Raw genomic sequence first — 18064 nt, 5'->3', positions numbered from 1 at the left:
TTTTCCATGTTTTTAGCAAATTTCAAACAAAAGTTCATTTTTATATCCTATCTTTTTTATATCAACAAGTGAAATTTCATCAAATTTCATAGACATTAGCTCATTTTTGTTTTTTACATCATTTTTTGCTAATTCTCGTAAAATTTTACCCCGATAGACCTTAGCATAATGGCTTACCACCTTACCATTTTTTATAAATTTATATGTATAAAATTCTTGCTTTAGTTCATAAAAATTCTCATAAAACTCAGCTCTTAAATCAACAACCACTTCATCTTTTAAAAACTCATCAATAGCAAATGAGAAATTTTGCTTATAAAACTTCTCAATATTTACACTATCTAACTTTTGACCCTGCTTTAGTTTATACTCTGGCAAAAGATCACTTGCTAGTACGACACCAAAGAGGTTTGAAAATATCAAAGTATTTTCATCTATATATGTACGAGCCTTTTGGTTTAATCTCTCATATCCAAGATGAGTATAAGCCACGCCGCTATAGCGTAAAATAGCCTTTATACACCCCTTTACAAAGATACTTTCGCAAAGTCCTTGTGAAATTTCTTTAAGTCCAAAAAGCCTACAAAGCTCATCCTTAGAGGCATTTTTTACAAAATCATCATAAATATTTAAAATCAAAGATCGTTTTTCATAAAGCTCGGGAAATATAAAATTTTCTTTTTGTACCGACACATCACTACTTTGGGTGCTTTTAGCTTCGCTTGGCGAAAATAGAATTTTCATTTTTTTCTCCTTTTTTTGTGATTATAGTATAAATTTTTTTGATTTTTTACCGATATAGGGCTAAAGGAATGAAATTTGCTTTTATGCAATAAAAACTTAGGATATAAAAATGAGAATAACAAATCAACTTCAATACGCCCAAACTATGCGCAACTATCAGCAAGGTATGGCAAATGTTAATAAATACAACCTGCAAATTTCAAGTGGAACAAAGATACAAAATTCTTATGAAAGTGCGGCTATTTATAATGATGGCATGAGGCTTGATTATGAGATTACGACACTTGAGCAAATAAAAGAGGCAACCTCAAAGTCTCAAAATTTCTCAAAAAATAGCGATAAACAAATGCTTGAGTTTAGCAAACAGCTTGATAACTTTAAAACAAAGCTTATCCGTGCAGCTAGCGATGTTCACAGTGTAACATCTCTTGAGGCTCTAGCAAATGACCTTCAAGGCATTAAAAACCATCTTATGAATATCGCCAACTCATCTGTAAATGGTCAGTTTTTATTCTCTGGTTCGGCAGTCGATACAAAACCTATAAGTGCTGATGGAACATATAATGGCAATGCTGAGTCAATGAAAACAGTTGGCGGAAGCGGTATTGAGATACCTTATAATATAAATGGCTTTGATATTTTTCAAGGCAGAGACAATGACTATAACAAAATACTAACAACAAATGTCTTACTGACTGACAAAACAAGTCCAGATATAGACGGCGAGAAAAAATACATTACCGAAGAGAGTAAGCTAAGAAATTTAATAGGCTTAAACTACGCAAAAGATAGTATAGCCTCGGCTAATAACGACGGTCTTAAAAACTACAAGGGCAGCATAGAGCATGACTTTGACTTTTTAGATAGCACAAAAGTAAAATTCCCAGACACTTTCTTTTATATGCAAGGAGTAAAGCCCGACGGAACTAGCTTTACGAGTAAATTTAATATGACTCATGATGCAAGTATTCGCTCAGTCCTTGATAAGATAGGTATAGAGTTTGGCAACACAGACAAATCAAAGGTTGTTGATGTAAGTTTAAACAATAGTGGACAAATAGAGATAAAAGACCTTACTAAGGGTAGTCAAGTCCTAAATTTTCACCTTGTAGCAGCCACAGAACAAGCAGATAATAAAGAAGGTTTAGCGGCACTATCTGCCCCAGGACACACATCTGCAGCATCAGTAACAACACTAGCTGACCTAGAAACTGCAGCAAAAGCTGGTAAAATTTATATAACAGATTTTACAAAAAATAACTATAAAGATAGTGGCGACGAAACAGTAAATAGCTTTGACTTTGATAAAGTAAAGCTTGAACGCAAGGATAACAAACTGACCGCAAATATCACACAGCTAAACCGAACCACAGGAGAGTATGCAACAGACGCTACACGCCTTAGTGAAGTAGCTAACACAAAACAACTTTATACTGGAAGCGAAGATAAATATAACATAGACGGTCAAGTGATAGGACTTGAAGTAAAGTCAAGGGCTGGAACAAAGTACCAAATCGAAGTTAAGCTAGGCACAAAAGATCCTTCATCTCCAGTTTCATTTAGCATCAAAGGAACTGATATTAATGGCAACGCTATTTTTGGTGGCGCTACAAGAAATTTAGCCGTCTATCATGCTGAGCCAAATGGCATACAAAAAGAGCAAAGAACGCAAACTGATGACTTTACATATAGACAACTTATGGATATCATAGGTATGGCAGCAACCGACAGCATACCAACGCTTCTTTACGCAGAAAGTCCTTCAATAACTGAAACTCAACGAAAAGCCAACTACGACGCATATATGAGTGCAATAGAACAGTCAAGAGGTATGGCTGAAGTAAATTTAAATCAAAAAGGACAAATCGTCTTAACAGACAAACAAAATGCCGTAACAAAGATAGAAGTTGCTATGTATAATGCAAATGAAAGTGGTAAATTTTATGGCGATAGCACAGGTCAAACAGCGGCAACAAAACAGGGTGAAGGCTCTGTTTTTAACTTTATGCAAAACAACGCCCTAACAATAGATGAGCCTGGCATAGATCTTTTTAAAGATTTAGATCAGATGATACAAGCTGTAAAAAAAGGAAATTTGCGTGCAGATGCTGATAGTAATAACCCAAGAAATACAGGCATACAGGGTGCAATAAAAAGACTTGATCACATTATGGATCATGTTAGCAAAGAGTCCGTAAAGATAGGTTCTTACACAAATTTACTTACTAGCACAAACGAGCGCTCAAGCATAATGAGCGTAAATATCGCAAGTGTAAAAAGCGACATCATAGATACAGATGTTGGACGAGCTTATTTAAATTTAACCCAAAAGATAATGAGCTATCAAGCGATGCTACAAGCCACTTCAAAGATAAACCAGCTAAGCCTACTAAATTATATGTAAGCCATTTTAGGCGTTTTTAAAAGCTCTGTTGATATAATAGAGCTTTTAAATTTTAAAGGATTAGCCATTTTACGACAAACTATTTTTATCATATCAACTTGTATTTTAATCTATTTTGCACTTTGTACATATCTGCCAATGGCTGACTTTGTTGGTAGCTTTGGGCAGTTTTTAGGTACCTTAAATCTCTCGCTTTTTGGGCTTTTATCATACATTTATCCATTTTTACTAATCGCCCTAGCCTACTTTTTATATAAAAATTTTATAAACTTTAATATCGATCTAGCGCAGCTTGGAGTTGGTAGCTTTTTGCTGGGGATAGCACTTTTAATGTTTGAAGCATTTTTGTTTGATGCTCCTTTTGATGGAATTGTTGGTAAATTTATAAACGATGCTTTAAACGAAGTTATCGGAAAGCTAGGCACTTTTATCATTATTATGGGACTTTTTGTACTGTCTATAAGCATGGTTTTTAAAGAGGGTATTTTATCTTTAATAAAAAAAGCCTATGTTGATCCAAATACAACAATAAAGATACCTCCTATCGCTCAAGCTGATACTCAAACAACTCAAGAGTTGCAATCTTTGCAAAGACAAATTCCTGAGCCTGCACTAAAGCCAGAAAAAGCAAAACAAGCTTTGCAAAAACAAGAGCCAAAATCTGAAAAAATTTCAAACGAGGCTGAAATTTTAGAAAATGTAAAAGAGCTTGTGATGCAAGATGAGCTTGATGAGCTTGAAAAACCAGCTATAACACGCCACTCCCGCAAAAATAATGTAGAAATTTTAAATGAAGTTGCCGAAAATAAAAAGCTACTATCTCAAATCGAGCAAGGAAAAGTTGAAAAGCCAAAAAACTTTGAGCTGCCATCACTAAAATTTCTAGCCGATCCGCCAAAGCGCACAAATAGCGTAAATGAAGACGAGATCGATCAGAAAATTTCAGACCTACTTGATAAGCTAAGGAAATTTAAGATCAACGGTGATGTTGTTAGGACTTACACGGGACCAATCGTGACAACATTTGAGTTTAAGCCAGCGCCAGATGTAAAAGTAAGTAAAATTCTTACCCTACAAGATGACTTAGCCATGGCACTAAAAGCTCAAACTATCCGCATACAAGCACCTATCCCTGGCAAAGATGTTGTTGGTATAGAGGTCCCAAATAAAAATACAGAAACCATTTACTTAAAAGAAATTTTAGAAAGCGATATCTTTAAAAATGCTGCTAGCCCCCTTACAATGGCACTTGGTAAAGATATAGTAGGTGCGCCATTTATAACAGACCTAAAAAAACTTCCTCATTTACTAATCGCAGGAACAACGGGCTCTGGAAAAAGTGTAGGCATAAATGCTATGCTTTTAAGCCTACTTTACAGAAATTCTCCGCAAACTTTACGCCTTATGATGATAGATCCAAAGATGCTAGAATTTAGCATCTATAACGACATACCGCACCTATTAACTCCTGTCATAACTCAGGCAAAACAAGCCATTACGGCACTTTCAAATATGGTTGCTGAAATGGAGCGTCGATATAGCATAATGAGCCACGCAAAAGTAAAAAATATAGAAAGCTATAACGAAAAGATGAAATCAGAAGGCGGCGAGCAGTTTCCATATATCGTAGTTATCATAGATGAGCTAGCTGATCTTATGATGACAAGTGGCAAAGATGTTGAACTTTACATAGGTCGCCTTGCGCAGATGGCAAGAGCGTCTGGTATACACCTAATAGTAGCCACCCAGCGTCCAAGCGTAGATGTTGTGACTGGTCTTATTAAAGCAAATTTGCCAAGTCGTGTAAGCTACCGTGTCGGTCAGCGTATTGATAGTAAAGTCATACTTGATCAAATGGGCGCAGAAAGCCTACTTGGTCGTGGTGATATGCTCTTTACTCCCCCAGGAAGCCCTGGTGTTATCAGACTTCATGCCCCTTTTGCCAGTGAAAAAGAGATTGAAAATATAGTTGAATTTTTAAAAGCACAGCAAGAAGTCGTTTATGATGAGAAATTTTTATCAGATGGTGGCAACAACAGCGATGGTGGCAATATCGAAGGAATTGCCGCAGGCGAGCTTGATGAGCTTTATGAACAGGCAAAAGAGATAGTATTAAGCGAGCAAAAAACATCTATATCATATCTGCAACGCCGTCTTGGTGTTGGCTATAACCGTTCTGCAAATATACTTGAGCAAATGGAAAGAATGGGTGTTTTAAGCACTTTAAACGCCAAAGGACAGCGAGAAATTTTATAATTTTTAACTTTTTTTGCCGTTTGTCCTTGACAAATGATAAAAAAATCTGTATAATTCAATTTCTTTTTTAAAGCGTTGGGGTATCGCCAAGCGGTAAGGCAACTGGTTTTGGTCCAGTCATTCAGAGGTTCGAATCCTCTTACCCCATCCACACTTCAGTTCAAATTTCATATGACGCAGAGTAGAGCAGTGGTAGCTCGTCGGGCTCATAACCCGAAGGTCGGCGGTTCAAATCCGTCCTCTGCAACCAGTTCAAAGCTTCGAAATACGAAGTTTTAAAGTGGTTAAAAAACCTTTAGCCATCTTTACAAAATACTTTGTGTCAAAATTGTGCCAGATAAAGTCGGTTCTATTTTTTATCAAAGCACCTTTTTGACAGCCTTTTCTTTATTTGGCACATTGTGCCAAATAGCCAAAAAAGCCAAATTTTACAAGCTTATCTCCTGTAAAAATTTGGCTCTTTGCTTGTTGTCTTCTACACTTTTAGCATATCTTTTAAATGTTATCACAGCATCACTATGACCCATCATCTGAGAAACCCACAGTGGGTCTTCGCCCTTGCCTATCATGATAGAAGCAAATGTATGGCGTGTTTGATAAAAGACCCTATGAGCCAGTCCAGCCTTTTTTAGAGTGTTAGTCCATTTTTTGCTTAAGCTTTTTGAGTCATACAAGAAAGAGCCATTTAGTCCAGTAAAAACCCATTCGCTATTATTGCCCTGCTTTAAGGCAAGTAGTGCATCTTTTACATAAGGTAGCATCGGTATAGTCCTTATTGAATTTTGCGTTTTAGGGGGCTGTATTTGCCCTTGTCTTATGGCTTTATCTATCCTGATAGTCTCTTTTTCAAAGTCTATATTCTCCCAACGCAAAGCTATAAGCTCACCAGTTCTCATTCCTGTAAAAAATGCTACTTTTAGCACATTTGCAAAGTCTTTATCAGCCACTTTTATCATCAAAGCAACTTCATCAAGACTTAGCGGATTTATGGCTACTTTTTCGTTTTGTAGCTTTGAAATCGCATTAAACGGATTTTTGTCTATTAGCTCGTTTGATACGGCTGCTTTTAAAACAAGTTCAAACACTGAGCGTAGATTATTTATGCGTTTTGCTGAAAGCTCTTTTTTTAGCTCATTTTGCCATTGTTTAAGCTCCATTGGCTTTATCTCGCTTAGATTTTTCTCTCCAAACTCAGGAAGTATGCGTCTTTGCAAGTCTTGCATATAACCTTTAAGTGTCAAATTTCTAACCTGTCCCTTGTGAGCATCCAAAAACTCATACGCAAAGTTTTTAAATTTAACCTCTCTTGCGTCCTTGTTTTTACTCTCTCCTTTTGCTATCATTTGCTCTGTTATGATACTTAACCAGTGTTTTTCAGCCCAAGCAAGTGTGTATTCGTCTGCTACTTTGCTTGTGCTGAGACGGTAGCGTTTGCCGTTTATTGTGCCTTGCACCCATACATATCGCCCCCTAATATAAGCGTGTTTCATTTTATCTCCTTTGTCTTTTACAAAAGAGACACTGCTGTTTTTCGCCAAGCTGTATTTTACCACACTGAAGTTCTCAGTTTGTTTAAAGCACTCATTGACACAAACCATTTCCCACTCCTTAAAAATATCTCTTTATCAGGCTCAAGCCTTTTATCGATCACAGCTCGTTTATACACTCCGCTGTAACTTAGTCGTAAAATTTCCGCTACATCTTGCAGACTTAAAAGCTGTTTGCTTCTACTTTTTAGCTCACAAAGTAAAATATCTAGCTTTGCATCTATCTCTTTTAGTTGCATCTGTAATGCCTCTAAGCTACTCCTTTGCATTTATCCGCTCCCATAGCTTACCTTTGCCCTTTTTGGCATAAATTTTAGCTATTATTCGCTCTTTAAAGCTCGTTCCATAGCCTAAAAATTCTATCTTTTCAAGCTCATCTGTGCTAAAAAGCTCACCTATTTGCTGCCCTACATCTTCGCCGTTACAAAATCTCATAAACAGCCTCTCACCTTCATCTTGTGCCACATCACCCAGCACCTCCTTTACATAAAACGCCACCATCGCAGCACTTATAGCGTTACCAAAGCCACGATTAAAGCCAAGCGTATCATAAAGCAGCATATCTAAAAACCGCTCGTGCTGATTAACTGGCACAAAACTCAAAAGCTCACCCACGCCCTTTTCTTCGTAAGGGATGAAATTTGCCCTTTGCGAGATTATCGCCATTAAGTTCATCTTGCCCTCCTACAAGTAAAAAAATCTAAGTTCGCCTTTTTTAATAGCGTAACTAACCGCCCTACCATCCACCATCGCATCGCCGTTTTGGATAAGCTCTTTTGCTCTATCCACTCCGCCAAGCATAGCACAGATATACTCACTCTCATTTTGTTTTTGCGTCACCACATTTTGATTTTTTTGCACTGGCTCATACACATCGCGCCAACCGTTGCGTATAGCTCTATCTAGTAGCTCATCGCAATCATAGCCCTTAGCCTCAAGGCTTGCTAGTCTTGCTACCATACGCTCAGCCGCCCTTTGCGTTAGCGGTGCTTTTATCTCCTTTCTCATCGCCACAAAGTCGCCCCACATCTTAGGACTTACGCTTAAAGGTAAATTAAGATTTAAAATATTTATAACATTTTGAGATTTTTTCTCGCTTTTAAAAGCAGTGAGATTTTCTTTTTTGATCTCTTTAAGCTCGTTTAAAATTTGTTTATCAAAATCAAAATTTTTTCTTTTTAAATTTTCTTTTTTAAATTTATTATATATATTAATAGGTTCTCGTGTCGGTTTTTGCCGACACGAAACGGATTTCGTTTCGGTTTCTGCCGACACGAAATTGCTATCCGTTTCGGTTTCTGCCGACACGAAATCAAAATCCAATTTGGTATAAATTTTCCTACCACTTCGATTTTTTATATTTGTATAATAAATTTTTATATAGCCACCTTTTTCTAACTCGTCTAGCATTTGTATGATTTTGTCTTTGCCACACTTCATATTTTTCATCAAAAACTCATTTGTTGCATAGCAAAACTCATCTTCGTTACTTGCAAGGCGGTTAAGCCTCATATAAAAGATTTTCGCCTTATCGCTTACACTTTCATCCATCTCTAAGCGAGTAGGCATATAAGAAATTTTAGCCATTTTAAGCCTTTTTATAAATTTATGCCAACACTCCCAAAAGCACAGGCATAAATTTATAAGTGCGTAATATTTTATGTAAAATCTTACGCATAATTCAAGGGCGACCAATGCTAGGTTTTTACTCTACGCACTAGCCGCCCACCATTTGGCCAATTAACAATGCTAAGTAAAATATCACGCAGTTATCCACGCCGTGCATGGAGCTATCTAGCAAACGCTTCTGCTTTATAAGCTTATTAGCTCTAAAACCCTGCTGATTAATTTTTCACGAGTTAAGACAGCAGGGCATGAGAGCCAACGGCTATGCGTTGGTAACACTCACATAGCCAAGCTCTTTTAGTTTTATATAGGCTTTTGACGCTTCTGAATTAGGATGAAAAAAGCCCGTTCCTTTTTTTCTATCCAATAGCCCATGCACGGCTTTAAGCTTAAAGTTATATTGCTTAGCAAACGCACTAATCGAACCATAATCTAGTATTATCTGCTCTTTATTAAATGTCATTTTTAGCATTAAACAGTTCCTTCCTTGTTGTTTGTGTTGTTTATCTAATCTCTCACACCTAGCCTTAGGTTAAATAACCCGTGGGCGTTGAGTGGATAAATGCCGAAGTTTAGGGGGTTTGCGTTGATTTTAGTTATTGGATTTTGTCACAATGTGCCAAAGTGAGCCAAAGCTTAAGCAATTTTTTGGCTTGATGTGCCCCATGTCTTAGATTTTGCTTAAGTAAGTTTTGATTTTATTTTTCAGAAATTTTATTTTTTTGGCTTGATCTCTCTGTCAAAAAATATTTTTATCGCAAGTGGTATTACAAAGCCCTTTTTTTAGAGCCGATTGGGGGGGGGTCAAAGCCCCATACAAATTTAAATATCAAACGCTACTTCACCTATACAAACTATTTAAATTTTGAAGTTTTTGCAAAAAGTATATAATTACAAAGGCGTATAACATAAAAGGCTACTTGATGAAAATGCGTATTTTTAGGGCTTTATACTTTATTTGTATTATTTTAACCGCTACTGCATTTGGAGGCATTATAGGAATTCCTCTTTTTATAATTACATTGATCACGCAATATATTATATTTGGAAGTATAAATCCAAACTTTGTTTTTGTTGATATGGATAAAAAAATATTAATAAAATTTATAAATTTTTGCTGGAAAATGTGGGATTTGTTGGCTGTGATATATCTATTTGTAAGCGTTTTTGAAGCAAAAGAGTTTGATCCGGATGGGTATTATTTAATTGTTGCATTTGTTTCATATGCTATATATATCGATAGTAAGTAAAATTTTACTAGGCAAAGTCGAGCTACCTACTGCGTTATGAGTAGGTAGTCTTGTAAGGCAGGTTAATTGACCTGTAAGCTTTCATCTGTTTTGACACTAAAAATTTTTAAAACTATTTATTTTTAGTGCGTGGGATGATTTTAATTAAAATTTATTTTTAAAATGATACAATTTCTTAAATAATCTTACAAATCCACTCAACGCCCACGGGTTATTTAACCTAAGGCTGAAAATTTATCCATTTTTTTACGCTTTTAATTAAGTTTTGTTTTAGATATTTTCAAGCCAAGCTATAAACCACAGCAAAGACCAAACCCAAACCACCAGCCCAAACCACCAGCCCAAACCACCAGCCCAAACCACCAGCCCAAACCACCAGCCCAAACCACCAGCCCAAACCACCAGCCCAAACCACCAGCCCAAACCACCAGCCCAAACCACCAGCCCAAACCGATTTACACACCTTGCAAATACAAAATTTCACGGACCAAGCCCTTTTTTTAGCCATTTTAGACACTCTTTAACCACTTCAAATACATTTATCCCTTTTGCAAAACTTGCACAAATTTTTAAAACCCAAAAACTCCACGCAAAAATCCATAAAAAAATCGACAAAAATCATAATCTAAAAGCCAAACGCATACCACCAAAGTAAGCAAAATATCAAAATTTTTACAAAAAAGTGGCGGGCGGCGGATGATGCTAGAGTACGACACCCACTCAAACAGTAAAGCCAACCGCGTCAAGAGCAAACCGCCATCCAAGCAACGCCGAGCGACAATTCCACATCATAACTACAAGCAAGGCAGCAAACAACCACCATCTAAAGCCAAAAGCAGCAATGCAGCACTTCACGCATCACAGCTACACACAAGCCACGCCTAAGCAGCCAAACGCCACTCATAATATTTTTGAAATTCAAGCCTTAAGTAAGCATATTTACTATTTGATTATTAATACAAAACTAATTAATCTAACCACCACAAAGTCGCTCATTGATTTGCGATTTATAAATTTGCATCTATTTTGTCTAAACGCCAAACAAAATACACAAAGCAAAAGGCAATTAAATTATAAAAATCCAAATAAACATATCAAACAAGCCCACCAAGACAAAAACTCACCTAAACCAATATCCAAATAGCCTAAAACATCAAAACGCCTTAAAACGGCTTTAAATGCTTTTTAAAAGCAAAATGTATTTTTTATTAATTTAAGTAGCCTTTTAGCTACGAAATATTAGAATAGCCAAGTGGAAATTATTAAAAGTTCAAGTTTTAAAAAATGGCTAGACAATTTAAGCGACAATATCGCCAAAATTGCCATCACTCGCCGTATCGATAAGATACGCAAACACGACCATTTAGGCGATTATAAGCATATAGACGGCGAGATTTACGAGCTTAGAATATTTATAGGTAAAGGTTATCGTATATATTTTGCGGTGCGAGATGATAAGCTAGTCATACTTCTTTGTGGCGGTGATAAAGGCACTCAGAGCCGAGATATAACAAGAGCAAAAGAGATTTTAAAGGACTATAAATGAGTGAAAAATTTACAGTATTTCGTGTCGAAGATTTTCTAACAAGCGACGAGCTACGCAAAGAGTATCTTAGACAAGTTTTAGCCGATGGTGACATAGACGAGTTGCGTCGTGCGATATTTTACATCGCCAAAAGCCAAGGCGTTGGGGAAGTTGCCAAAAAAGCAAATTTAAACCGAGAGAGCTTTTACAAGATGTTTAAAGAAGGTGCAAAGCCAAGATTTGAAAGTATCTTTAAAGTCATGCAAGCGCTAGATATAAAGCTTACTTGTGCATAAGATTACGCCGTTTAGCAAGACAACAAGCTTTATTTAAGATAATTATTTTTTTAATTACACTAAAAACAAAGGCTAAAGCATGACGGCAAATATTATCCAGATAGGAAACTCACACGGTATTAGACTACCTAAAAAGCTTATTGAACAGTTTGGTCTTACAAAGGTAAGCTTAGAAATTTTAAAAGATGGCATATTTTTACGCCCTATAAAGCAGTGTGATATATCTACATGGGACACGCCAGAGCTTCGCCACTTAACCAAGCAAGAGGCACAAAATAACGACTTTAATGAGTTTGACATACAAACAAACGATTGGAAGTGGTAATGCAATTTAGAAAAACTGGATTTGATACCATCACGATACCATATAAACGCCCTATAAAGCCTATTTGTGTAAAAATTGCATTAAAAGCAATAAAGGAGCAAAGATGAAAGATTTAAGCTATTATCTAGCTTTGCCTTATGAAATTTTAGTCCGTCCTTTAAGCCCTGAAGAAGGCGGCGGATACTTAGCCAGATATAAAAACTATCCGCTTGTAATGGGTGATGGAGAGAGCGAAGCTGAAGCAATAGCGGATGTCAAAAAAGCATTTGAGTTTGTAATAGCTTCGGATTTAGCAGAAGGTAAGGCGATACAAGAGCCTACTAGTCAAACTAGCAAGGTGCGTGTAAATGTAAGCTTATCACGCCAAATTTTAGACGCTATCGATAAAGTTAGTAAAAACCGCTCAGCCTTTTTAGAAGATGCAGCAAAAATGGCGTTAGGCTGATTGTGTTTTAAATAAGTTTTAAAAGAGATGTTTAAATTTGATTAAGCTTGTGATGTGTATAATTACACAAAGGGGCTAGATGAGTAAGAGAGAAAAGCTAATTAAAGAGCTAGAAAATAACACTAAAAATATAAGGTTTGATGTTATTAAAAATCTACTTTTGACAAGTGGCTACACTATCCAAAGCGTTAAAGGCTCACATCATAACTTTACAAATGGCAAAATTTTAATCACAATACCATACCATAAGCCAATCAAGCCGTATTATGTCAAAATGGTTTTAAAAGCGATAAAGGAACAAAGATGAAAGATTTAGATTACTATAGAAATTTACCTTATAAAATTGAGCTTAAAAAGATAGCCGATGATGAGGGTGGAGGTTGGGGAGCTTTTATGCCTGAGTTTAACGGCGTGGCGTTATTTTGGGGAGATGGCAAAACAAAACAAGAGGCATTAAATGAGCTTGATTTAGCCTTTGATGTAGCCATTCAAGGGCTTATAGATAGTGATATAGCCATCCCTGAGCCTACTAGTCAAACTAGCAAGGTGCGTGTAAATGTAAGCTTATCACGCCAAATTTTAGACGCTATCGATAAAGTGAGTAAAAACCGTTCAGCCTTTTTAGAAGATGCAGCAAAAATGGCGTTAGGCTGATAACCTAGACATTACTTAGTTGCTGAGAGTTTGGCTTTGACTGCACTTTTTTAAGTAAAATTTAAAATAAAGGTTTAAAATGCAAACGGCAAAGATTTTTAAAAGCGGTGAAACGGTGGCTGTTCGTATCCCAAGAGCGATAAATTTAGATGGTATAAAAGAGTTTGCTATTTGCCAAACCACCAAAAACGAGATAATATTAACCACTGTCGTAAATAACGACAAATACAGCGAGCTAGACACCATTTTACAAGATGCAAAAAAGATAAATTTTGATATTGAACCTCCACAAAGACTGCCACCGACTGAGAGGGCATAAAAGGCTAATTTGTAGCCTTTTACTTCGCCACTTTGGTATTTTTATTTTTCAAATGACATATATTATATAAAATTATGATATAATTATTTTATAAATACTGGGAGTAGATAAGTGATTTATGAATGGGATGAAGTAAAAGCACTACTAAATATCGCAAAACATGGCGTAAGTTTTGACGAAGCAAAAACGGCGTTTTGTGATGAATATGGTATTGTCGTTTTTGATGAAGAGCATTCAAATGACGAAGAAAGGTTTTATCTATTAGCAATGAGTGAAAAAGATAGAATTTTAGTTGTTATTCATTGTTATCGCCATGAAGACACCATTAGGATAATATCGGCACGAAAAGCCACGACAAAAGAAAAAAAGCAATACAAAGGACAATTATGAAAAAAGAGATTGATTTCTCAAAAGGGATTAAAAATCCTTACATAGATAAAAATCTAAAAAGACAAATCACGATAAATTTAAATGGTAAAGCTATAGATTATTTTAAAGAAATGGCAAACAAAAAAGGTGTACCATATCAAACACTAATTAATATTTTTTTAAATGATTGCGTTGATAAAAAGCTAGATATTGCGGTTGTTGGTGCAAAGTGATTAAACAAAGTTGAAGGGCATAAAAGGCTAATTTGTAGCCTTTTACTTCGCCACTTTGGTGTTGCCATACTTCGCAGGGCATAAAAGGCTAATTTGTAGCCTTTTACTTCGCCACTTTGGTGTTGCCATACTTCGCAGGGCATAAAAGGCTAATTTGTAGCCTTTTACTTCGCCCTGCTCATCTCCTCTTTTCCTTCTGCTACTTTTTTGAGTGAATTAGCTTTTATCTCTGCTATTTTAGCCTGTTTTAGCTCTAAATCAAGCTGTGCATTTTGCATTTGCATCATAGCCATAGGATCTTGATTTTGAGTTTGTTGTGCGTCTAGTTGTGCCATCATCTCTTCTACATCTCTTGCCACTGTGCTATCTGTATCTCTTAGCATTATAGGGATTAGCGCACTTGCCATTTCTGGCTTTATAGGTGCTATTGTTTTTACTATCTCGCCCCATGATTTTAACAAATCCTCACGCTTAGTTTTGTTTGCTGGTATTGAGTGTAAGCTTATATCATAGTACCCTACTTCTATCTTGTTTTTTACTATCGCCTTACCATCTTTGCCTACTATCATATTACCATTTTCATCTTTTAAACGCTCATTTATTACAAAGTAGCGATTTGCGTTATCCTTTTCACTGATTCTAAATACTTGCTCAGCATCAAAATAGTGAGTTATTAGCTCCACAGCCTTTGTAAATGCTATCTTATCTATCATTTCAGAAGCGATTAAAAAAGTTTGTAGGCTTATCGTTCCAGCGTTATTTCTTTGCTCTATGGCTGAACCGCTTAGCCTAGTTACTGCAAAGCCTAGCGTTTCATCATTTAGCCCACTTAGTTTTTGTACAGTCGCCCTTGCGTCAGCTATCTTTGCACTTAGGTTTGCGATTTGTGGTTGATTATTTGTGATTTGTATCTTTTTATTGCTAAGCGCTCCATTTTTTACGCGAGCTACTGAGTTATCTATATTTATCTCTTTTGCAAACTCCTCTGCATCTTCTACTGCATCAGCTTCATAAAGTACCTTGCTTGATCCTATCATATTGGCCATTCTATTTTCAGCAAAATTTATAAAGTCTATCTGTGGCTTTAAATTTCTAAAAAACCCATACCAGTTATTATCATGATCTATAGCGTATTTTTGGATAGCAAAAGGATGAGAGCCATTTTTAAAAGGGCTTATCTCACTTTTTAAAAGCACATCTGTATCACCTATTATATATCTATTCCAGATATAGGCTTTATCTTTTATCTCTTTTACCCAAAATTCATATATATTTACTCTTTTTCGATGTGATGTGATGAAATTTAGCTTTAATTCATTTGCTTTAGAGCCAAAAGCTAGTTTTGCATCATCAAAGTCCATACTAAGCAGCTTTATAAAAAATTTCGCATCACTTGCATCATCTTTTAACGAATACGGATCTATTAAAAAGCATTCAGGGCTTATACGCTTCATTGTTATAGTCTTTTCTTTTTTGCCAAAGCTATCACTGCTTTTTAGCTCTTTTATCCATACTTCAAGCACTCCAAGCCCTAAAAGCAAGTCACTATCACACGCCCTTTTTTCCTTTAAAAACTCTGTCGTATCGCTAATGGATTTTAGTATATCGCTTAAGACAGCAGCTTTATCTCTATCCTCTCTTTGCCTGCCCACTACCTCCATTTCTTGTCTTGCCATACCTTTATAGCCTTTTATCTTTTCCATTATCATGGCTAATAAATTCTCATAAATAGGCGGCTGTCCTCGCTCTTTTAGCGTGGCTTCTACATCAGATGGAAGCTGCTTACCACTATAATACTCTTTTGCTTGTCTATACTCTCTTATGCTTTTTGCATTGCCATCACTTGCTTGTTTTAACATATCTTTTAGTTGTTCGATATTTAACATCTTTTTCCTTTAGATTTTTTCATTTAATTTTGGATTTTCAAATTTCATCGGTCTTTTAAAGTTTCTATCAGAATAAAAGGTTATAATATTTTCACTGCTGCTGGTTATTGGTAATTGAGGAAACGCACCACTATTTTTAGTGGGCGGTAAGCCTCTCCCAGCAGCTTTATTGCTTACTACAAGCTTAAATTTTACGCTGTGCTTAGCAATATTTTTTATATCCTTTTTAAACTTTATTGACTTAAGCTTTATTTTGCTAAAATTATATCCAAGTAGGTTATAATTGTAATATTTAAACATAATGTTTAATCCCTACTAATACAATGAGTGGTGTAATTGTAAGTTAGGATATTATTTCCTATACCACTCATTTTATATCTCTCTTTCGCTATCTTTATTAAATTTTAAACTATTTTGTTCTAAAATCTCCTTTTTAGGCAGGTTATCATCGTAATTTTGGCTATTATAGTTCAACCCTGCCTTTCTATTTGAATAAAAACTTATAACCCTTTCGTTATTTTTATTATTCCCTACGATTATCCTAAATCTCACATTATTATCATCGAAATAAGTATATACACGCTTATTTTTAACTTCTTGCATTGTTGCTTTGCGTAACATTTGTCCCATATTTAGATATTCTTGACTTGTAACCCAACCATCAGCATTTTTGTTTAAATGCTTTTGAATATGCAAAGCTCCATATCCACTTTTTAGTTCGCCTTTTTTAATTTGATCTGTCTTGCCTTTTTCAAACTTTATAATTTGTTCTATATTTTCTAAATCCTTGTATATAATAGTAGATTTTTTATCATTAAATGCCACATTATAAATCCCACGCTTTTCCTTTTGCTTTGCCCATTCTAGATACTTTTGTTTTAAAAACTCTGTTGGCTTTGAGTTTGCTATCTCATAAGCCACCTTTGGATTTTTAAACTCCATAGGCTTTTTAATATTCCTATCAGAATAAAAGGTTATAATACTCTCATAAGGGCTGGTTGAAGTAATGTCGGGGGTGGATCCGACCCCAGCCCTTTTTTCATATACTACTAGGCGAAATCTCACGCCATCTTTATCCGCCCACTCATACACTCTACCGCCTTTATCATCTATAAAAGGTTCGCCATATTTTGTAACATACTTGCGGATACTCTCACCTAAATTTAATAACTCATCATTACTTACATAGCCAAACCTTTTGCTATCGCTCATATGCCTTATTTTTATATGCTCTGCCCCTTTACTCTTGTCGCCTTTTGCGTATCTTAGAGCATTTTCTACACTTTGCAAATCTTGTTTTATATATGTTGCCTTTTTATTGTTATGCGTTACATTATAAATCCCACGCTTCTGTTTTTGCGTAGCATCTTTTACGCTCATCATCGCATTATCGCTCACATCATCAAGCTTTAACACTCTTATATCTTTTAGCTCTGGATATGCGCTAAATAGCTCATCATCTTTTAAAAACTCACCTAAGCTCTTTGCATCTTTGTTTATGATTTGTCCGCCTTTTGGATTTATCTCAAATTTCCATTTATCATCTAGCTCATCTTTAAACCAGCCTGTTTTTTGCCAGATTGTAGCTTCATCAACTCCGTTTTTAACCATTTTTAAAGCTTCGCTAAGTCTTGCTTTGTTTGCAGTGAGCGCTCTTTGCCCTGCAAAGCTATTTATGCTGCTATCAGGCGCTTTTGCGTAAATTTTGCCTAAAAGTTTAGGATTACCCTTTGCCATCTGTGGGAACTGTTGTGATAGACCTAAAAATTTATTATAAAGTTTTGGACTTAGCTTACCTATAGCCACTCCAGCCACTTTTGAGCCAAATGCTCCATACAAAAAGCCCTTGACAAAATTTTCAGGGTTAAACTCGCCATTTTCATCCTTGCTGTTTAGCACTCCGCTAATCAATCCGCTACCAATATGCGCATTAGCTAAAATTTTGTCTACTTGTGGTATAATTTCATCAGAGTTGGCAAAAGCAGCGTTTTTGCCGTCAAAGCTATCAACGGGTGCTTTGCTGGTAGCTTTCTCTAAACTATCATCAAAAGCAGTTACTATCCATTTATTATTTCCTATTCTTACTCTGTTTTCATTCCAGCCTTGATTTAGCCCTACAATATAATTTTTGTGAGTGATATTATAGCCATTATGCGTCTGGCTTATCTCCCCTTTTTCAATCACT

At 35.8% G+C, this 18064-nt stretch carries 23 protein-coding genes and 2 tRNA genes; 14 read left to right on the top strand and 11 right to left on the bottom strand.

Annotation, left to right across the window (positions count from 1 at the left end):
• Positions 1-12 precede the first annotated feature (12 nt).
• Positions 13-744 carry a YaaA family protein gene (locus U5B17_RS02980; RefSeq protein WP_430803889.1) on the bottom strand — a complete coding sequence of 244 codons (732 nt, stop codon included), beginning with the start codon at positions 742-744 and terminating at the stop codon, positions 13-15.
• 109 nt (positions 745-853) lie between these two features.
• On the opposite strand from U5B17_RS02980, the gene U5B17_RS02975 reads away from it, so the two are divergent.
• The 4 genes from U5B17_RS02975 (at position 854) to U5B17_RS02960 (ending at position 5654) form a co-directional block, all read left to right on the top strand.
• Complete coding sequence (locus U5B17_RS02975; RefSeq protein ID WP_430803888.1) at positions 854-3148, top strand: flagellin N-terminal helical domain-containing protein; 2295 nt, start codon at positions 854-856, stop codon at positions 3146-3148.
• Positions 3149-3286: 138 nt separating this feature from the next.
• Positions 3287-5404 carry an FtsK/SpoIIIE family DNA translocase gene (locus U5B17_RS02970; protein ID WP_430803887.1) on the top strand — a complete coding sequence of 706 codons (2118 nt, stop codon included), beginning with the start codon at positions 3287-3289 and terminating at the stop codon, positions 5402-5404.
• A 76-nt stretch (positions 5405-5480) separates the two neighbouring features.
• Positions 5481-5555: transfer RNA gene (locus U5B17_RS02965), tRNA-Gln, on the top strand.
• Between the two features lie 24 nt (positions 5556-5579).
• Positions 5580-5654: transfer RNA gene (locus U5B17_RS02960), tRNA-Met, on the top strand.
• A gap of 178 nt (positions 5655-5832) precedes the next feature.
• On the opposite strand, the gene U5B17_RS02955 is transcribed toward U5B17_RS02960, so the two are convergent.
• From U5B17_RS02955 to U5B17_RS02935, 5 genes are all read right to left on the bottom strand, one after another.
• Complete coding sequence (locus U5B17_RS02955; RefSeq protein WP_430803886.1) at positions 5833-6894, bottom strand: tyrosine-type recombinase/integrase; 1062 nt, start codon at positions 6892-6894, stop codon at positions 5833-5835.
• Between the two features lie 56 nt (positions 6895-6950).
• Positions 6951-7220: a hypothetical protein gene (locus U5B17_RS02950; protein WP_430803885.1), complete on the bottom strand. Its 270-nt coding sequence runs from the start codon at positions 7218-7220 to the stop codon at positions 6951-6953.
• Positions 7207-7626: a hypothetical protein gene (locus tag U5B17_RS02945; protein ID WP_430803884.1), complete on the bottom strand. Its 420-nt coding sequence runs from the start codon at positions 7624-7626 to the stop codon at positions 7207-7209. The genes U5B17_RS02950 and U5B17_RS02945 overlap by 14 nt, the downstream gene beginning before the upstream one ends.
• Before the next feature lie 9 nt (positions 7627-7635).
• Entirely contained in the window at positions 7636-8538 is a 903-nt protein-coding gene (locus tag U5B17_RS02940) for a helix-turn-helix domain-containing protein (protein ID WP_430803883.1), read from the bottom strand.
• Positions 8539-8839: 301 nt separating this feature from the next.
• Positions 8840-9049 carry a hypothetical protein gene (locus tag U5B17_RS02935; RefSeq protein WP_430803882.1) on the bottom strand — a complete coding sequence of 70 codons (210 nt, stop codon included), beginning with the start codon at positions 9047-9049 and terminating at the stop codon, positions 8840-8842.
• A gap of 451 nt (positions 9050-9500) precedes the next feature.
• Here U5B17_RS02935 and U5B17_RS02930 point away from each other — a divergent pair, with 451 nt between their 5' ends.
• On the top strand, positions 9501-9827 hold the full coding sequence (locus U5B17_RS02930) for a hypothetical protein (RefSeq protein WP_430803881.1): 327 nt from the start codon (positions 9501-9503) through the stop codon (positions 9825-9827).
• A gap of 280 nt (positions 9828-10107) precedes the next feature.
• Here the strand turns inward: U5B17_RS02930 and U5B17_RS02925 are convergent, their stop codons facing one another.
• Both U5B17_RS02925 and U5B17_RS02920 read right to left on the bottom strand, forming a co-directional pair.
• The gene (locus U5B17_RS02925; protein WP_430803880.1) at positions 10108-10335 is read right to left on the bottom strand and encodes a hypothetical protein; all 228 of its coding nucleotides are present in this window, start codon (positions 10333-10335) and stop codon (positions 10108-10110) included.
• Between the two features lie 212 nt (positions 10336-10547).
• Positions 10548-10682, bottom strand: coding sequence for a hypothetical protein (locus U5B17_RS02920; RefSeq protein WP_430803879.1), 135 nt, complete (start codon positions 10680-10682; stop codon positions 10548-10550).
• Between the two features lie 397 nt (positions 10683-11079).
• On the opposite strand from U5B17_RS02920, the gene U5B17_RS02915 reads away from it, so the two are divergent.
• From U5B17_RS02915 to U5B17_RS02875, 9 genes are all read left to right on the top strand, one after another.
• On the top strand, positions 11080-11373 hold the full coding sequence (locus tag U5B17_RS02915; RefSeq protein WP_430803878.1) for a type II toxin-antitoxin system RelE/ParE family toxin: 294 nt from the start codon (positions 11080-11082) through the stop codon (positions 11371-11373).
• The gene (locus U5B17_RS02910; RefSeq protein WP_430803877.1) at positions 11370-11648 is read left to right on the top strand and encodes an addiction module antidote protein; all 279 of its coding nucleotides are present in this window, start codon (positions 11370-11372) and stop codon (positions 11646-11648) included. Before U5B17_RS02915 ends, U5B17_RS02910 begins: the two co-directional genes overlap by 4 nt.
• Positions 11649-11727: 79 nt before the next feature.
• Positions 11728-11973: an AbrB/MazE/SpoVT family DNA-binding domain-containing protein gene (locus tag U5B17_RS02905; protein WP_430803876.1), complete on the top strand. Its 246-nt coding sequence runs from the start codon at positions 11728-11730 to the stop codon at positions 11971-11973.
• Between the two features lie 103 nt (positions 11974-12076).
• Positions 12077-12418: a type II toxin-antitoxin system HicB family antitoxin gene (locus tag U5B17_RS02900; protein ID WP_430803875.1), complete on the top strand. Its 342-nt coding sequence runs from the start codon at positions 12077-12079 to the stop codon at positions 12416-12418.
• Between the two features lie 79 nt (positions 12419-12497).
• Positions 12498-12725 (top strand): type II toxin-antitoxin system HicA family toxin, encoded by a 228-nt coding sequence (locus tag U5B17_RS02895; protein ID WP_430803874.1) that lies wholly within the window; start codon positions 12498-12500, stop codon positions 12723-12725.
• Positions 12722-13072: a type II toxin-antitoxin system HicB family antitoxin gene (locus U5B17_RS02890; protein ID WP_430803873.1), complete on the top strand. Its 351-nt coding sequence runs from the start codon at positions 12722-12724 to the stop codon at positions 13070-13072. The genes U5B17_RS02895 and U5B17_RS02890 overlap by 4 nt, the downstream gene beginning before the upstream one ends.
• Positions 13073-13151: 79 nt before the next feature.
• Positions 13152-13391: an AbrB/MazE/SpoVT family DNA-binding domain-containing protein gene (locus U5B17_RS02885; protein WP_430803872.1), complete on the top strand. Its 240-nt coding sequence runs from the start codon at positions 13152-13154 to the stop codon at positions 13389-13391.
• A gap of 111 nt (positions 13392-13502) precedes the next feature.
• Positions 13503-13781 (top strand): BrnT family toxin, encoded by a 279-nt coding sequence (locus U5B17_RS02880; protein ID WP_430803871.1) that lies wholly within the window; start codon positions 13503-13505, stop codon positions 13779-13781.
• On the top strand, positions 13778-13993 hold the full coding sequence (locus tag U5B17_RS02875; protein ID WP_430803870.1) for an antitoxin: 216 nt from the start codon (positions 13778-13780) through the stop codon (positions 13991-13993). Before U5B17_RS02880 ends, U5B17_RS02875 begins: the two co-directional genes overlap by 4 nt.
• 164 nt (positions 13994-14157) lie before the next feature.
• Here U5B17_RS02875 and U5B17_RS02870 read toward each other — a convergent pair whose 3' ends face one another.
• The 3 genes from U5B17_RS02870 to U5B17_RS02860 form a co-directional block, all read right to left on the bottom strand.
• Positions 14158-15879 (bottom strand): portal protein, encoded by a 1722-nt coding sequence (locus U5B17_RS02870; RefSeq protein WP_430803869.1) that lies wholly within the window; start codon positions 15877-15879, stop codon positions 14158-14160.
• A gap of 9 nt (positions 15880-15888) precedes the next feature.
• On the bottom strand, positions 15889-16179 hold the full coding sequence (locus tag U5B17_RS02865) for a hypothetical protein (RefSeq protein WP_430803868.1): 291 nt from the start codon (positions 16177-16179) through the stop codon (positions 15889-15891).
• Positions 16180-16251: 72 nt separating this feature from the next.
• On the bottom strand, positions 16252-18064 hold a 1813-nt coding region (locus U5B17_RS02860), incomplete at its 5' end, for an LPD23 domain-containing protein (RefSeq protein WP_430803867.1).

Source organism: Campylobacter australis, assembly GCF_050586305.1.
Classification (GTDB): Bacteria; Campylobacterota; Campylobacteria; order Campylobacterales; family Campylobacteraceae; genus Campylobacter_A.
The sequence above is the reverse complement of the archived record's forward strand: the minus strand, read 5'-3'. Positions and strand labels throughout refer to the sequence as shown.

Bases quoted from the DNA above. Each gene is read 5' to 3' on its own strand.
- U5B17_RS02935 (WP_430803882.1), bottom strand. From the start codon at position 9,049: ATGCTAAAAATGACATTTAATAAAGAGCAGATAATACTAGATTATGGT.
- U5B17_RS02905 (WP_430803876.1), top strand. From the start codon at position 11,728: ATGACGGCAAATATTATCCAGATAGGAAACTCACACGGTATTAGACTA.
- U5B17_RS02940 (WP_430803883.1), bottom strand. From the start codon at position 8,538: ATGGCTAAAATTTCTTATATGCCTACTCGCTTAGAGATGGATGAAAGT.
- U5B17_RS02980 (WP_430803889.1), bottom strand. From the start codon at position 744: ATGAAAATTCTATTTTCGCCAAGCGAAGCTAAAAGCACCCAAAGTAGT.
- U5B17_RS02950 (WP_430803885.1), bottom strand. From the start codon at position 7,220: ATGCAAAGGAGTAGCTTAGAGGCATTACAGATGCAACTAAAAGAGATA.
- U5B17_RS02925 (WP_430803880.1), bottom strand. From the start codon at position 10,335: ATGGCTAAAAAAAGGGCTTGGTCCGTGAAATTTTGTATTTGCAAGGTG.
- U5B17_RS02900 (WP_430803875.1), top strand. From the start codon at position 12,077: ATGAAAGATTTAAGCTATTATCTAGCTTTGCCTTATGAAATTTTAGTC.
- U5B17_RS02975 (WP_430803888.1), top strand. From the start codon at position 854: ATGAGAATAACAAATCAACTTCAATACGCCCAAACTATGCGCAACTAT.
- U5B17_RS02865 (WP_430803868.1), bottom strand. From the start codon at position 16,179: ATGTTTAAATATTACAATTATAACCTACTTGGATATAATTTTAGCAAA.
- U5B17_RS02930 (WP_430803881.1), top strand. From the start codon at position 9,501: ATGAAAATGCGTATTTTTAGGGCTTTATACTTTATTTGTATTATTTTA.
- U5B17_RS02890 (WP_430803873.1), top strand. From the start codon at position 12,722: ATGAAAGATTTAGATTACTATAGAAATTTACCTTATAAAATTGAGCTT.
- U5B17_RS02895 (WP_430803874.1), top strand. From the start codon at position 12,498: ATGAGTAAGAGAGAAAAGCTAATTAAAGAGCTAGAAAATAACACTAAA.
- U5B17_RS02870 (WP_430803869.1), bottom strand. From the start codon at position 15,879: ATGTTAAATATCGAACAACTAAAAGATATGTTAAAACAAGCAAGTGAT.
- U5B17_RS02945 (WP_430803884.1), bottom strand. From the start codon at position 7,626: ATGAACTTAATGGCGATAATCTCGCAAAGGGCAAATTTCATCCCTTAC.
- U5B17_RS02955 (WP_430803886.1), bottom strand. From the start codon at position 6,894: ATGAAACACGCTTATATTAGGGGGCGATATGTATGGGTGCAAGGCACA.
- U5B17_RS02970 (WP_430803887.1), top strand. From the start codon at position 3,287: ATGGCTGACTTTGTTGGTAGCTTTGGGCAGTTTTTAGGTACCTTAAAT.
- U5B17_RS02885 (WP_430803872.1), top strand. From the start codon at position 13,152: ATGCAAACGGCAAAGATTTTTAAAAGCGGTGAAACGGTGGCTGTTCGT.
- U5B17_RS02910 (WP_430803877.1), top strand. From the start codon at position 11,370: ATGAGTGAAAAATTTACAGTATTTCGTGTCGAAGATTTTCTAACAAGC.
- U5B17_RS02875 (WP_430803870.1), top strand. From the start codon at position 13,778: ATGAAAAAAGAGATTGATTTCTCAAAAGGGATTAAAAATCCTTACATA.